The following is a 14782-nucleotide window of genomic DNA, read 5'->3' on the forward strand; positions in this document are numbered from 1 at the left end:
TATTAAATAAATAAGGCCTGAATATAAATATTCAGGCCTTATTTTATGATAGAAAAAAGTATTTTATTTCTTTCTCCATTTTGCGAGTTCATCACAGGTGTCAAAGTCATCACTGATATCAATGAATGTGTTCTTCGCCTTGTCGTCAAACCATTTGCTCAGGTTACGACGTACTTTATCTTCTTTCGCGGCATCTTTGATCTTTGTGAAGTCCTGATCCAAATTTGCTTTATGTGGTGCGATACGGGTTTTTAAATAATTGAAACGGTAACCCACATCTCCAGTTTTGTCTGTGAATTGCTCCGGTTTGGAATACTCCCCTGGTTTTAATGGGTCAATGGTTGTAAATACGGCTTTTTCCAATCCATCCATAGGAATTAAAGTTGTACGACTAGATCCTTGTGGATTTAAGACCATACCACCATTAAATTTGCTTTCTTCAGCATCAGAGTTGTTGGTCGCAGCATGGTAAAAATCTAATTTCTTATCCACCACCAATTTGTAGATACTGTCCAGTTTATTTTTGGTTCGTTCCAGTGCAGCAGCACCCGGATTCATTTTCATCAAGATATGGCGGGTATGCACCTCTTCTCCACGTCTTTCCAATACCTGGATGATGTGAAATCCGTATTTTGACTCTACTATAGGTGATATCTCTCCTGGTTTTAATTTAAACGCCATTGCGGAGAACTCTTTTACATAGTTATCACGCGTACCGAAGCCTAGGTCACCACCATAAGGCGCAGAACCCGGATCTTGCGAGTACAGACGCGCCATTGTTCCGAAATCCGAACCATCAACAATCTGTTTGCGAATACCTTCGATTTTCTCCCGTTGTTCCTTTTTCTCTTCGTCGGTCAATTTCGGCATCATGACAATTTCACCGATTTCAACTTCTGTATTGAAATAGGGAAGACTATCTTTATTCAATCCCTCAAAATAACGTTTTACTTCCAATGGTGTTACATCCACTTTCTGCACGATATTTTGTTGCATTTTATTTGCCTTCAGCTGTTCAAAAACACTTGCACGCATTTCTTCCTTGTATTGTAACAAAGAACGGTTCAGGAATTTCTCCAAACGCTCTTGGCCACCAGCTTGTTGGGACATATGGCGCAAACGGGAATTTAAGTTGTCATCCACCTCTGTTTCCGTGACGTCAATCGAGTCAATTACCGCCTGTTGGGAAAGTAATTTCTGAATGATCAATTGCTCAAGAACACCACATTTAAACTTCTCATCAGGTTTATTCCCTTGGGCAAGCCATTGTGAGTATTGCATGTCCAGATCGGACTGCAGAATAATTCCTGAACCAACTGTTGCCACTACACGGTCAATAATCTGACGTTGTGCAAGGCTGGCCTGAATTGATACAAACAGCAACAAAAAAACAATATATATATGTTTTTTTCATCTAAATAATATGTTTCTAAACGTTGATGAAGCAACTATGAACCGTTTTAAATCACGTACCAATTGTACAGATTGATGTCACAGCGGATTCATCTAAATCACTAATAATCTCTCAATTCTATCGTTCAATATAGACTATTTTGAACAACAGCACAAAATTATCAGATTATATGAATTATTCGTATTTTTATTTAACAATATTTTTATAATCCCAATATTTCAAAAGGAGATTTTAGACTTGTTAAAATTGATTCGCTAAAAATACGGATTTGCCTATTAGAAAGGGCGGTTTTAACCTAATTTAACAAGTTTATCTACCATAGTAATGACTTAGGAAGGTATCTTTATTTTTTTGTGCTACATAGCGAGCAACGAGGGAAATTCGAACAATTATTTTTAATAAATTGTATACACATGAAAAAAGCTTTTATTTATCTGATGACATTCCTGCCTTTGGCGAGTTTTGCACAACAGATCCCAATGTTTGTTGGGACCTATACAAACAAAACAGAAAGCAAAGGTATCTATATCTATAATTTCGATACAAAAACAGGTGAAGCCACCTTGGTCAGCACCCAAGAAAGTAAGGACCCTTCTTTTCTGGCTCGAAATAATAATTTTATCTATGCTGTCAATGAACTTCCAAATCAGGAGGGTACAGTGTCTGCCTTTTCTTTTAAGGAAGGACAGCTGACTTTTCTGAACTCACTTCCTACGGGCGGGGAATCACCGTGTTTTGTTGAAGTGCATCCTAAAGGTAATCTATTGGCAGTAGCAAATTACACCGACGGATCGGCGGCACTATTTGATCTCGAAACAAATGGTGTCTTGAGTAAAAGAAATCGGTTGATCCAGCATGAAGGCAAAGGTGTCGATCCAGTCCGTCAGGAGAAACCACATGTGCATTCAACTTTTTTTTCCAGTAAGGGCGATCGTTTATATGTACAGGATCTAGGGTTAGATCAAATTTCTGTATTTCCTGTTAATAAATCTGGAACTGCATACAGTCTCGCTGAAGAATCTGAAGATTTCTTTACACCCGCAGGTGGAGGACCTCGTCATATCGCTTTTGATAAAAGGAAAAATTTCTTTACGTCGTATTGGAAATGACAGGACAGGTTGCTAGTTATAAAAGGAGGGTGATGACTGGATGTATCAGAGTACTTACGAAATCAACCCTGAGGGCTTCAAGGGACAAAATGGTGGGGCAGACATAAAAATTTCTGATGACGGCAAATTTTTATATGCGACTAACCGCGGTGACGCAAATACAATAGCAACTTTCTCGGTGGAAAAGACGGGGGCTTAAATAAACTGTCCAATACATCCGTAAAGGGTAAAGGGCCGCGGAATTTTAATCTTTCTCCCGACGGAAAATACTTGCTTGTGGCCAATCAGTATACCAATAATATCGTACTGTTTAGTCGAGATACAAAGACTGGGTTGTTGACAGATGCGGGCAAGGAAATTAAAGTTCCGGCTCCGGTCTGTATCATATTTTAGTATTCCGAGCCAAAGAAGAGAGGCTCTCCCATTGAAAGGGTCCTAAACAATTAAGGCATCAAAACCGGGTTTTGATGCCTTAATTGTTTGTGAAGAACTCTTGCTGATGGTAATATTTTTACGAATATCTGCGGAAGAGTCTAAAAATCTTCTTTCCGACAATCCAGTTGGCCTTCTTTTTCCAAATCGTTTAAGGTTGTCCCTTTCCAGGTCTTTACACGCTGTATGTAAGCGGCTCGTCCAATCATGTGGGCCGCAACAGGTGCGGTCAAGATTAAAAAGAAACCAATTGCTATTGCTTTAGTCGTCACGGAGACATCCGGAAATGTCATTGCGGCGCAGATCAATAAGAGACCGACGCCTAGGGTTGCTGCTTTTACGGTCACTGAAAGCCGCAAATAGAAATCAGGCATCCGTAATATGCCTATTGAAGCGAACAATATGGCCAGTGCGCCGATGGTGCTTAAAATTGCTAACGTAATATCAGTCATCATTGCTTTGTTTTTCTAAATAAAATGAAAAGGCTATAGTTCCTAGAAATGCGATCAGTGCCAAAATCATGGCAATATCTAAAAATACTTCCTGCGAAGTACGTATACTATAGACTGTAATAATTCCAATTCCAATTGTGATAATGAGATCCAGGGCAATGACGCGATCAAAGATCTGCGGACCTTTGTATAAGCGGATAAAAGCCAGAATAACCGATAAGGTTAATATCGGTAGGATAACGTAATCGAAGTAAGTAGTTAAAGTCATCGTAAGAGTTCTAAAAGTCTTCGTTCAACATTGTTTTTTAGGGTCGAGACAAATTGTTCTTTGCTCTTCATGTACATAACATGGATAAAGAGAGTCTTCTTATCCTCACTCACATCCAAAATAAGCGTACCGGGTGTTAGTGATATAAAAGTTGAAAGCAGATTGATCTCCAGATCTGTCTTGGCATCCATCGGATACTTGACGATCGCTGGTTTAATAAAAAACTTAGGGGTGATCACATCATAAGCAACTTGCACATTAGCGACAATCATTTCCCATAAGAAAAATAGAATAAAACTCACCGTTTTGGGAACACGATAGAAATAACGTTGATCGGCTTCGTTTTTGTTCATGATCCAAAGAATCGCGAAACCAAGTAAAAAACCGAACATGAAATTCGTATAATACATTGATCCTGTCAGTGCTACCCAAATAAAAGATAGCATGAGGTTCATTAGAAACTGTTTTATCATATCAATTCTGCCCTCCTAATACAGCATTTATATAAGGTGAAGTATCCAGTAATTGTGTGGCTATCTTATCTGCGACATGTATAATGGCTTCGGCATTAAATCCGATATAAAGAGATGCTGATGCCAATATTATGACAGGTAAGAGTAGCATTGTTCTTTTATAGCCTATCATTCCAGCAAATTTATCTTCGATGATCTCAGGCTCGGGAGCATCCTTCCAAAATACCTGGGCCCACATTTTGGCAATAACATAGAGCGTAATAAAACTACCGATAATCAATGCTCCTGCGAAAGCATATTTTTCCAATTGAAAGGCATCTTTAAAAAGATAGACTTTGGGCCAGAAACCTGATAAGGGCGGGATACCGACCAAGGAGAAAAGTACGATTGCAAAAAGTAATGAAATCTTGGGGTATTGTGCATATAGTCCCCCAGCTTGTTCATATCCATGGTCCCCGAAGCTGTCGAATAACACCTGCCATTAAGAATAAGTTGGTTTTTACCATGATATCGTGAATAAGATAAAAATAGCACCTAACAGCGCCCATTTGCTGTATAAACCTAAACCACCAATCATAAAACCAATATGGCAGACAATCAAGTAGGAAAATAACCTGCGGATATTGGTTTTAATCAATGCACCAAAGGCGCCTGTCAAAATAGTGAGTATTGCCAATATGATCAACAGTTCTTTGGTGAATTGGTTTGGAATAAACAATAGCGAAAATACCCTGAATAAGGCATAAATCCCAACTTTGGTCAATAGACCACCGAAAGTTGCGGCAACAGCCGAAGGCGGTGTGTGATAAGAGGAAGGAAGCCAAAAATACAGCGGAAATACAGCCGATTTGATTCCAAAGCCGATAAGGAAAAAAGTAGCTGTAATTTCTACGAGTGCTTGATTTTGTATCTTAGGGATACGTAGCGCTAGGTCAGCCATATTGAGGGAGCCCGAGATGCCATAAAGAATACCAATTCCTGTCAAGAAAAAGTGGAGGCCAATATATTCATGGCCATATATTTTACGGCGCCTTCCAATTGCGATTTACGACCGCCGAGCGTCATCAGCACAAAGGAAGAAATAATGATCACCTCAAACCAGACATAAAGATTAAAAATATCTCCGGTCAAAAATGCCCCATTTAATCCCATCATCAAGAAATGAAAAATAGGAAATAGCCATATAAAATACGTTGTCTTCCAACACCAACACAAGAAAAAATCGAAACTGCAAGTCCGGCAATTGAGGTGAGGACGACCAGGGTACTACTAAAAAGATCAGCGACAAAGACGATTCCAAATGGTGCTTTCAATTGGCAGCATTCATGGTCAAGATTTCCCCATCATAAACTTTGAAAAATAACTTAAATGCAAGAATAAGGGCCAAGAGACTCCCACCGACGCTCAGAAAACGTTGCGCAGTAGATTTTCGCCAGAGTATTAGCTGGACAATTGCAATAAAAGGTGCACGATAACCGTGGCAATAATCTGGTTGTCTATCATATATCTTCTTCCTCAGGCGTGTTCAAATTATCCAAATCATCTGTGCCCAATAAGGCGTAAACGCGTTTAAGTAGTACAATAGCAAACGAAGTCAGTCCAAAACTGATAACGATTGCGGTTAAAATAAGGGCTTGTGGTATGGGATCGGCATAAATATCCGTAAATACCTTTAAGTCAGGGCCGATTATTGGCGGCTTGCCTTTGACAATATTCCCCAACAAAAGATCAATATATTGGTCCCATTTCCCAATAACATAATTCCTAATAACAGTTTCACCATGCTGCGACGCAAGATGAGGTATATCCCAGCGGCATATAGAATACCGATCAATAAAACGAGAATCAGCTCCATTATTCCTCCTCTGTATTTAAAGCAATTGTGAATAAAATAGTTAATACAACCCCGATGACGACAAAGTATACACCGAGATCGAAGAATAAAGCTGTGCCAATCATGCCAATGACGGGAATCTTTTCTTCCAGCCAAAGCCCAGTCATGACTGGGTAACCAAAAAGGTAGGTAGAAACATGCTCACAGCAGCAATTCCCAATCCAATGGGAATAAGGGATAAGGGTTTGTATTGAATGAGCTTCATGGTGTTTTGAGGGCCAAAAGCAAAACTATGCAACACAAAGGCTATGGATGCAACCAAACCACCTACAAATCCTCCTCCGGGATAATAATGCCCCCGAAGCAAGAGAAATACCGAAAACAATAAAAGTATCGGTAAGAGATACCGCGTTGCGGTTTGTAATATGGTACTATTCATTTAGTATTGAGTAGTTAGATTTGAGTATTGAGATTTTGGTTGTGCAAGCCTGTGGCATTCCAACTGATTCTCTTTTTTACTTAATTTTTAACCTTTTATTTTTATTCTTTATCAGATGATTTTAGACGTAATTTCAATAAACTGTACACTCCAAGTGCAGCGATGCTCAATACCACAATTTCAAACATGGTATCAAAACCTCTAAAGTCAACAAGCAGTACATTGACAACATTCTTTCCTTTCGCCAGTACGTATGCATAATCACCATAGAACTTGCTGATATTGGTAGTGGTTGGTTCATGTAATACACGTAAAGCGACCATAGACAGCATACTGCCAAATATAATAGCTACTATTGCATCTCGAATGATGGTACGCCGGTTTGCCAAGTTTAGAAAAGAAGGCAATTTAAACAAGACCAATACAAACAGAACAACGGTTAGGGTGTCGATCGTAAATTGAGTCATTGCTAAATCTGGGGCGCTATAAAAAACAAAGATGAGACATATTGCATAGCCAACGACACTAGTTGCTACGACTGCGGTTAACCTTGATGAAGTTCGGATCGTTAATACAATAGCGCCAATCAGAATACATACTGTTGTCACTTCATAAAAGCTGACGGGGACAAGGTTTCCCATTTGATATGAAGTGGTCCTCCTAGGTATAGCTGATAGCCAATTAATAATTCAGCAAATAAGATGATTTTCAAAAGATATGAACGTAGGTAACCGTTGTGCATCTTGTTTGTGAAAAAAGCGGAGAATAGGACAATCTCCTGTGCACAGACCTTAATAATATGCTCTGGGGAAATTTTATCAAAAGTAGTTATCCAAGCCAATTTCTTCGCACTTGGTTGGTTTGAAATAAATACAAGTGTTCCGACCACAATTGTTATGGCGCTCAGTAAAAGTATCAGATTAAAACCATGCCATATCTTTAGGTGAAAAACTTCCTGTTGAGCTAAGATGCTATTTGCGGTTGGTCGGAGATCCAGTCGCCAATAAGTCCCGGCATACAGCCGAATATGATCCCCAATACAGCAAGCAATAATGGGGAATCCACATGGATTTATAGGGCAGGTGCACATGGGCAAACTGTTCTGGTAATTTGCCTACAAAGGGTTTGATTCCGGCCATAAATCCAGCAGATACCAGGAGGATGTTCGTCAGTACTGCGGCAGCCGTCAAATAAAAGAATAATTGTGAATCACTTTGTAAAGTGGCGTCGTAGATCAGATCTTTTCCGATAAATCCAAAGGTCAAGGGTACTCCCGCACTTGACAATGCTGCTAGGAACCCTGCAATAGCGACAGGAGCTAAGACCTTGCGTAATCCGCGCAAGACAGTTAAGTCACGTGTTCCGGTTTCATGGTCGATAATACCCGTAATTAAGAACAGCGCTGCTTTGTACAAAGCATGTACAAGGATAAATACACTTGCTGCAATAACTGCTTCTTTGGATCCAAGACCGAGTAAGAAAACCAAGATCCCCAATGCGGATATTGTAGAATAGGCGAGTACCCCTTGAGATCCGTTCTGAAAAGTGAGTGAAATGCAGCGTAGAGCATGGTAATACCACCGATGATCATAAGTGAATATGTCCAGATTGGGTTTCCGCCCAAGATCGGTGAAAAGCGAGCCAGCAGGTATATTCCTGCTTTCACCATGGTGGCTGAGTGCAAGTATGCAGATACCGGAGTGGGTGCCTTCATCGCCCCAGGCAACCAAAAATGAAATGGGAACTGTGCCGATTTTGTGACAGCACCAAGTGCTACCAATCCAAAAATAAGCGGAAAGAGTGGATGTTGTTGAATCAATGCAACCTTGCCCACAAGTTCGGTGATATTATAGGTGCCGGCGATATTGCCCATTAATATAAAACCAGCAAGTAAAAAGAAACCGCCTAGACCTGTAATGGATAGCGCGGTCATTGCACTTTTTCTGGAATCAGCATTATCGTTGTTGAATCCGATTAGAAAAAAGGAACTGATCGATGTTAATTCCCAAAATATAAAGAGCAATAGCATGTTATCCGAAAGCACAAGACCCAACATGGCTGACATAAACAAGCAGAGGTAGCCGAAAAAACGGTCGATGTATTTATGTCCCTTCAGATAGGTATTTGCATAAAAAAAGATGCAAGCTCCAATTCCGGTAATCATTAATGTAAAGAGCAGTGACAGACCATCTAATTTGAAATCCAGATTAATGCCTAGTGAGGGGACCCATGCTGTCGATTGTACAAAATAGGATCCCTGACTAATGGGGACCACAAGTTTTATATAATACAGAAATAAAAGTACCGGTAAAAATGCGAGAATAAAACCCCATTTGGTTTTTAGGAATCTACCAAATGGAACAATAAGGCTCGATGTTATTAATCCTGATAGAACAGTAAATAGCATTTAGTCTTTGTTTTAAATTTTTGAAAGTCTACAATATAGTAAAAAACTCGAAAAACGGGAGCGTTTTGCATGTTTTGCTTAGAATAAATACGAAAAACTGAGGTTTTGTTTTTGTTGAAGGCAAGATTTATTTATGGATGAAAGTGAAGCAGTGGTGGAAATAGTCTTGGGAAGGGTTGGTGGTAGTTTATTGATAAGTAGTGTTTTATGTGGTGTTTTTGCAATATATGTAATAAACATGTTAATAATTGTTAAAGTAAGATTAAAATTCTATCTTTACGCTAGACTAGTTTACCGAACTCCATCAATCGTGACTAATCAATTGTTTTATATACCCGTTTTACGTTATGGGACCTGAAGAAAAGTTATTTAGACAGCATTATAAAAGCTTGTGCCACTTTGCCTGGAAATTTGTAGGAGAATCGTCTGTTGCAGAAGATCTGGTACAGGAAGCTTTTATTACATTTTTAGGGAAAAACAGCGTATGGATGAATCGGAGAGTTTTGTTCGCAATTATTTATATACTGCTGTACGGTTTTCTTGTTTAAAATATATCCGACACGAGAGGGTAAAAGAAAAATATTGGTTGCAGGTTGGTTTTAAAGAAGAAGATGATCATTCTGTTGAACTATCTGTAATTCATACAGAAGTAATAAATGAAGTTTACCGGATTATTCAAGAGATGCCAACTGCCTGTCAGCAAATTTTCACGCTGGGATATTTGGAAGGTTTGTCCAATTTAGAGATTACCGAAAGGCTTCAGATCAGTGTTAATACCGTTAAAACCCAAAAACAACGTGGTATGAAGATGCTGTTGGACAAGCTGCATCCTGAATTTTTGCCCTTTATTATTTTTTTATTAAAATAATTTTAAATTTTGTCACCCCATATTGTTCTATAGGGTTTCTAACCTATAGATATGAAAGCTAACACCAATTACATAGCCAAATTAATTCAAAAGTTACTTCGTGGACAGGAAACTGTTGCTGAGCGTGATTCAATTGAGCATTGGCGCAAATCTGATAAAAGAAATGATAATCTGATTGAGGATTTTCGGGAAGCAAAAAATATTGAACAGGACCTGAATTTTTTGTAGATCTCGACGAGGGAGAAGCTTGGCGAAAAGTAGATGCTGTTAGACATAGCAAAAAGATGAATTATCGGCCTTTTCTACGTATTGCTGCAGTTTTCGTGATGATATTTGGTGCAGTAATGTTTTACCTGCGCGACAAAGAAATAAATGATTCGGGTAAAATGGCTGCAAAGAAAGTTCTTAAAAGGACATTTTGCCAGCACAGTCTGGCGCTTTATTACTGATGGCCGATGGGTCTGTAGTACCTTTGGAGAATTCGGTGAAGACAATAGATCCAAAAACTATTATAGCGGGGCTGGTGCAACAGCAATGCCAACTACTGAGCCCTCAATCGAATACAATACATTAGTCGTACCCAAAGGACATTTCTATAAATTATCTCTGGAAGATGGTACACAAGTTTGGGTCAATGCAAATTCACAACTCAAATTTCCTGTCAAGTTTGATAAAAATGAACGTCGTGTTGTATTGGAAGGAGAAGCATATTTTGAAGTTTCGCATGATACAAAACGACCATTTTATGTCGAATCTAAGGGGAATGAAGTCAAAGTATTGGGCACACATTTTAATATCAATGCCTATAACGCTGATGTGCGTACAACTCTTTCTTCTGGACGTGTACAAGTAAGTCATTCGGGAGAGATTTTGTTTTTGGAACCTGGTGAATATGCCAATTTTGTTGGTGGAAGACTTAGTAAAGGAAAAGCCGATTTAGAACACGATTTATCCTGGCATAATAATCAGTTTTATTTTAAGAAAGAGACTATTGTGGAGATTGCGTCCACACTCTCCAAATGGTATGATATCCAGGTTAAATTTAAGCAAGATGTGGCATTAAATAAAGTTTATACAGGGAATTTTAAGCGCGATGTTAAGCTTTCGGAAGTGCTAGAAATGTTGACCTATGTATGTAATCTGAAGTTTGAACTTAATGGAAAGGAACTAACAATAGAAAATAAATAAAAAGGAGTGCTTATGTAATCGATCAATACCTAACCAAATAGCCTAGAAAAAAATAGAACAGGAATGTTGCAGCATCCCTGTCCGTAGATGATTAAAAAGGCTAAAAAATTTAAAAAAGCGAATTAAGTAAACCCAATTAACCACAAAGAGTAAATGTATGAATAACTTACCATTTGGCAAAACGTGGCGACTGATACCTCATGACCCGCGGTTTTGCAAACCTTTACGTATTATGAAAATTAGTACTTGCCTTCTTTTCGCCTTTGTGACCGGAGTCAAGCCAATGGCGTTGCGCAGAAAGTTACGTTGAAAATGAAAAATGCACGGATTGAGGAAGCGCTGAACGCGATCTCAAAACAGTCCAATTTGCAGCTATTTTATGGAGAAAATATTGATTCCAAAGCGAGGGTTAATGTCAATCTGAAAGATGCTTCGGTGGAAGAAGCACTGAACTCTGTCTTGCGTAATAATCACATAGACTATAAGATAATAGCCAACACGATTTCTGTTAATGGAAAAACTGACGGTGCTAGATCAAGTAATATTGTGCAGCAAGGAGTCTCTGGTACCGTAAAAGATAAAAATGGAAACGCGCTGGCTGGGGCAACAGTGACTGTCAAAGGAACTGCTATCACTACGCAGACAGCCAGTGATGGTAGTTTTAGAATAAATGCTGGAGCGGAAGCCACTTTAGTGGTTCGCTATGTTGGCTATGGAGCTGTTGAGGTGGGCGTTAAAGGACGGAATGTTGTTCCAATTGTGTTGGCATCGGATGAGAGACAGATTGAAGAGGTCGTTGTGACTGGTATGGGGCAGCGTCTTGATAAACGTCTATTTACGGGGCGACCTCACAGATTTCGGGGAAGCGGCGCAAATAGGCGGACAGATTGACCCTAGTCGTGGTTTAGAAGGAAGAGTGGCAGGGGTTTCGGTTCAAAATGTAACCGGAACTTTCGGTACGGCACCTAAGATTCGCGTGCGTGGTGCAACATCTATCTATGGCAGTTCAAAACCGTTGTGGGTCGTTGATGGAGTTATTATAGAGGATGTTGCTGACGTAAATTCAGATGAGCTGTCATCGGGTGATGCATTGACGTTAATTAGTTCCGCCGTTGCCGGATTAAATGCGCATGATATTGAATCCTTTCAAATTTTAAAAGATGGTTCAGCAACGTCAATTTATGGCGCTAGAGCGATGGCTGGAGTAATTGTAATTACAACGAAAAAAGGAGTAGCAGGTCGGAGTTCACTAAATTATACGGGCGAATATACAACACGTGCTACCCCTCGTTATTCAGAATTCAATATTATGAATTCTCAGGAGCAGATGTCTGTATATGATGATATGTACAATAAAGGTTATATTGGATTTGCAGATCTGCCCGTAGCAAGCAACAGTGGTGTATATGGTGATTTATATAAGCGTATACAAAGAGGTGAAATTCGAATGATCTATTTACGGATAGACACAATGTCAATAATTTTTTGAAAGAAGCTGAGTATCGCAATACCGATTGGTTTGGAGAGTTATTTCAACCTAGTCTTCAACATAATCACTCGCTCAGCATGTCATCGGGAACAGAGAAATCCCAATATTATTCTTCTTTAAGTGCATTAGTTGATCCGGGATGGACAAAACGCAGTAAAGTAAATCGTTATACAGGTAATCTAAATGCAAACTATAATATTTCTGACAAGCTTAAATTAAATATCATTACCAACGGTTCCTATCGGCAACAACAAGCTCCCGGTACCCTAGGGCAGTCGAAGGATGTTGTCTTTGGGCAAGTAAAACGTGATTTTGATATTAATCCTTATGCTTATGCGATGAATACCTCGCGGACCTTGGATCCCAATACATTCTATACGCGTAATTATGCTGCCTTTAATATCCTTCACGAACTGGAGAACAATTACATGGATATAAATGTAGCTGATTTGCGTTTTCAAGGTGATCTGAAATGGAAAGTGATTCCTGGGTTAGAATTAGGGGCGTTTGGGTCTGTTCGTTACCAATCGACAACACAGCATCATTATGTTAAAGATCGGTCCAATCAGGCAATGGCTTATCGTGCTGGGATTTCTGAACCTGAAAACACGACAATTCGTGACAATAACCCATTTTTATATACCGATCCGGACGATCCTTATGCAAGACCGATTTCTGTATTACCTGAGGGGGAATCTATAATCGAACGGATTATACGATGTTTGAGCAGCTCTTCCGTTTTACTGCGCAATACAATAAAACTTTTAACGAGAATCATCTTCTGAATGTTTTTGCCGGTTCTGAACTTACCTCATCTCAAAGAGATAATACCTGGTTTAGAGGTTGGGGCTCCAATATGACTTAGGAGAAAGCCCTTTTACAGATTATCGGGTATTTAAACGTGGACAAGAAGAAAATTCCCCTTATTTCTCGGTGAATCGAAATGGAAGAAATGATCCAACAAATATAAGGTATAGGCAAGCAGCATTTTTTACGAATGTTACCTATTCTTATGCAGGAAAATATATTCTGAATGGTACATTCAGATATGAAGGTGCAAATAAATTAGGCGAAGCGACTTCTGCAAGATGGATGCCTAGCTGGAACCTGTCCGGGGCGTGGAATGCACATGAAGAAAATTTCTTTGAAAATTTAAGACCGACATTTTCTCATTTTACATTGAAAGGTTCTTATAGTTTAACTGGTGATAGAGGTCCATCGACTGTGACAAACTCCTACGCTGTCTATCGCTCTTATACCCCATGGAGACCGACAGCAGGTGATGCGGAATCGGGTTTAGAAATCGCTGATTTAGCAAATAATGGACTGACTTACGAGAAAAAACACGAATTGAATATCGGAACATCCATGGGATTTTTGGATAATCGGATTAATGTAGATTTTGATTGGTTTAAGCGCAACAATTTTGATTTGATCGGTGTCATCAATACACAAGGATTGGGAGGCCAGATTTCCAAATTTGGAAATGTGGCAGATATGAAATCTCACGGTGTCGAATTAAATTTGACTGCACATATCTTACGTGATCGGAATTTTAAATGGAATTCGACATTTACCTATGCAAATGTAAAGACAAAAGTAACACGTTTGGATACCCGAAGCCAAGTTATGGACCTAATAACAGGGACTGGATTTGCTCTTGAGGGTGGCCCTGTACGCGGATTATATTCTATTCCATTTGTACGGTTGAATGATGAAGGCTTACCTATTTTCCTAAATACCGAGAATCAGGAAACGGTTACCAGTATTAATTTTCAGGAACGGGATAAAATAGGCTTTCTAAAATATGAAGGCCCTACAGATCCTATTCATACAGGTGGTTTTGGAAATACATTTAGTTATAAGAATTTTAGTTTAAATGTATTTATGACTTATTCCTTCGGTAATGTGGTGCGTTTGAACCCGGTTTTTTCTAACCAATATTCCGACTTAACGGCATCAACCAAAGAATTTGCGGATCGTTGGATGGTAGCAGGAGACGAGGCATTTACAAATGTACCTATTATTGCTACCACCGGACAGAATAGGGCGTATGGTAATAACTTAAGATATGCTTATAGCGCATATAACTATTCCTCTGTACGAACTGCTAAAGGCGATTTTATTCGAATGAAAGATGTGTCTTTGAGCTATGAGTTTCCGAAAGATTTGATAAGAGCGTGGAAGATAAATTCCTTAGGTTTACGTTTTAACGCGACCAATTTGTTCCTGTTGTATGCGGATAAAAAGCTAAATGGACAGGATCCTGAGTTTGTCAATGCGGGTGGTGTTGCCGCTCCTATAGCAAGACAATACACGTTGACTTTACGTTTAGGACTTTAAGCGAAATTTTAGATCTAATTAAAATGAAAAGAAATAATAGAATATATATAACAATTGCACTGATCT

At 39.1% G+C, this 14782-nt stretch carries 18 protein-coding genes and 4 pseudogenes; 10 read left to right on the top strand and 12 right to left on the bottom strand.

Going from position 1 to position 14782, the window contains the following annotated elements; translation table 11 throughout:
- Positions 1-63: 63 nt before the first annotated feature.
- Positions 64-1383 (bottom strand): peptidylprolyl isomerase, encoded by a 1320-nt coding sequence (locus tag KUH03_RS24275; protein ID WP_257087203.1) that lies wholly within the window; start codon positions 1381-1383, stop codon positions 64-66.
- A gap of 444 nt (positions 1384-1827) precedes the next feature.
- Between KUH03_RS24275 and KUH03_RS24280 the strand changes: the two genes are divergently transcribed.
- Both KUH03_RS24280 and KUH03_RS24285 read left to right on the top strand, forming a co-directional pair.
- Positions 1828-2523, top strand: coding sequence for a lactonase family protein (locus tag KUH03_RS24280; RefSeq protein WP_257087204.1), 696 nt, complete (start codon positions 1828-1830; stop codon positions 2521-2523).
- A gap of 40 nt (positions 2524-2563) precedes the next feature.
- Positions 2564-2916, top strand: a pseudogene (locus KUH03_RS24285) (lactonase family protein).
- Positions 2917-3056: 140 nt separating this feature from the next.
- Here the strand turns inward: KUH03_RS24285 and mnhG are convergent.
- The 11 genes and pseudogenes from mnhG to KUH03_RS49115 form a co-directional block, all read right to left on the bottom strand.
- Positions 3057-3410 carry a monovalent cation/H(+) antiporter subunit G gene (gene mnhG, locus KUH03_RS24290; protein WP_223581928.1) on the bottom strand — a complete coding sequence of 118 codons (354 nt, stop codon included), beginning with the start codon at positions 3408-3410 and terminating at the stop codon, positions 3057-3059.
- Positions 3400-3675, bottom strand: coding sequence for a monovalent cation/H+ antiporter complex subunit F (locus KUH03_RS24295; RefSeq protein ID WP_120260163.1), 276 nt, complete (start codon positions 3673-3675; stop codon positions 3400-3402). The genes mnhG and KUH03_RS24295 overlap by 11 nt, the downstream gene beginning before the upstream one ends.
- Positions 3672-4148, bottom strand: a complete 477-nt coding sequence (locus tag KUH03_RS24300; RefSeq protein ID WP_120260162.1) for a Na+/H+ antiporter subunit E — start codon at positions 4146-4148, stop codon at positions 3672-3674. Before KUH03_RS24300 ends, KUH03_RS24295 begins: the two co-directional genes overlap by 4 nt.
- Before the next feature lies 1 nt (position 4149).
- A pseudogene (locus KUH03_RS24305) lies at positions 4150-5133 on the bottom strand (proton-conducting transporter membrane subunit).
- The gene (locus tag KUH03_RS24310; RefSeq protein ID WP_257087205.1) at positions 5130-5279 is read right to left on the bottom strand and encodes a hypothetical protein; all 150 of its coding nucleotides are present in this window, start codon (positions 5277-5279) and stop codon (positions 5130-5132) included. Before KUH03_RS24310 ends, KUH03_RS24305 begins: the two are co-directional and overlap by 4 nt.
- A gap of 368 nt (positions 5280-5647) precedes the next feature.
- Positions 5648-5872: an NADH-quinone oxidoreductase subunit K gene (locus KUH03_RS24315; protein WP_257087206.1), complete on the bottom strand. Its 225-nt coding sequence runs from the start codon at positions 5870-5872 to the stop codon at positions 5648-5650.
- Positions 5836-6003, bottom strand: coding sequence for an NADH-quinone oxidoreductase subunit K (locus tag KUH03_RS49110; RefSeq protein ID WP_373564485.1), 168 nt, complete (start codon positions 6001-6003; stop codon positions 5836-5838). The genes KUH03_RS24315 and KUH03_RS49110 overlap by 37 nt, the downstream gene beginning before the upstream one ends.
- Positions 6003-6421, bottom strand: a pseudogene (locus KUH03_RS24325) (Na+/H+ antiporter subunit B). Before KUH03_RS24325 ends, KUH03_RS49110 begins: the two are co-directional and overlap by 1 nt.
- A 101-nt stretch (positions 6422-6522) precedes the next feature.
- Positions 6523-7062 (bottom strand): hydrogen gas-evolving membrane-bound hydrogenase subunit E, encoded by a 540-nt coding sequence (mbhE, locus tag KUH03_RS24330; RefSeq protein ID WP_257087209.1) that lies wholly within the window; start codon positions 7060-7062, stop codon positions 6523-6525.
- On the bottom strand, positions 7026-7310 hold the full coding sequence (locus KUH03_RS24335; RefSeq protein WP_257087210.1) for a hypothetical protein: 285 nt from the start codon (positions 7308-7310) through the stop codon (positions 7026-7028). Before KUH03_RS24335 ends, mbhE begins: the two co-directional genes overlap by 37 nt.
- 82 nt (positions 7311-7392) lie before the next feature.
- A pseudogene (locus KUH03_RS49115) lies at positions 7393-8828 on the bottom strand (proton-conducting transporter membrane subunit).
- Positions 8829-9175: 347 nt separating this feature from the next.
- Here KUH03_RS49115 and KUH03_RS24350 point away from each other — a divergent pair.
- From KUH03_RS24350 to KUH03_RS24385, 8 genes are all read left to right on the top strand, one after another.
- Positions 9176-9376 (top strand): sigma factor, encoded by a 201-nt coding sequence (locus KUH03_RS24350; RefSeq protein WP_257087213.1) that lies wholly within the window; start codon positions 9176-9178, stop codon positions 9374-9376.
- On the top strand, positions 9313-9696 hold the full coding sequence (locus tag KUH03_RS24355) for a sigma-70 family RNA polymerase sigma factor (protein ID WP_257087214.1): 384 nt from the start codon (positions 9313-9315) through the stop codon (positions 9694-9696). Before KUH03_RS24350 ends, KUH03_RS24355 begins: the two co-directional genes overlap by 64 nt.
- Before the next feature lie 51 nt (positions 9697-9747).
- Positions 9748-9924, top strand: coding sequence for a hypothetical protein (locus KUH03_RS24360; protein ID WP_257087215.1), 177 nt, complete (start codon positions 9748-9750; stop codon positions 9922-9924).
- Between the two features lie 144 nt (positions 9925-10068).
- On the top strand, positions 10069-10884 hold the full coding sequence (locus KUH03_RS24365; RefSeq protein ID WP_257087216.1) for a FecR family protein: 816 nt from the start codon (positions 10069-10071) through the stop codon (positions 10882-10884).
- A gap of 246 nt (positions 10885-11130) precedes the next feature.
- Positions 11131-11775: an STN domain-containing protein gene (locus tag KUH03_RS24370; RefSeq protein ID WP_257087217.1), complete on the top strand. Its 645-nt coding sequence runs from the start codon at positions 11131-11133 to the stop codon at positions 11773-11775.
- A complete protein-coding gene (locus KUH03_RS24375) occupies positions 11705-12373 on the top strand; it encodes a TonB-dependent receptor plug domain-containing protein (protein WP_257087218.1) in 669 nt (222 codons plus the stop codon). Before KUH03_RS24370 ends, KUH03_RS24375 begins: the two co-directional genes overlap by 71 nt.
- Positions 12370-13158 (top strand): hypothetical protein, encoded by a 789-nt coding sequence (locus KUH03_RS24380; protein ID WP_257087219.1) that lies wholly within the window; start codon positions 12370-12372, stop codon positions 13156-13158. The genes KUH03_RS24375 and KUH03_RS24380 overlap by 4 nt, the downstream gene beginning before the upstream one ends.
- Before the next feature lie 58 nt (positions 13159-13216).
- Positions 13217-14716, top strand: coding sequence for a TonB-dependent receptor (locus KUH03_RS24385; protein ID WP_257087220.1), 1500 nt, complete (start codon positions 13217-13219; stop codon positions 14714-14716).
- Positions 14717-14782 lie beyond the last annotated feature (66 nt).

It is taken from the genome of Sphingobacterium sp. E70 (genome assembly GCF_019285695.1).
Taxonomy (GTDB): Bacteria; Bacteroidota; Bacteroidia; order Sphingobacteriales; family Sphingobacteriaceae; genus Sphingobacterium; species Sphingobacterium detergens.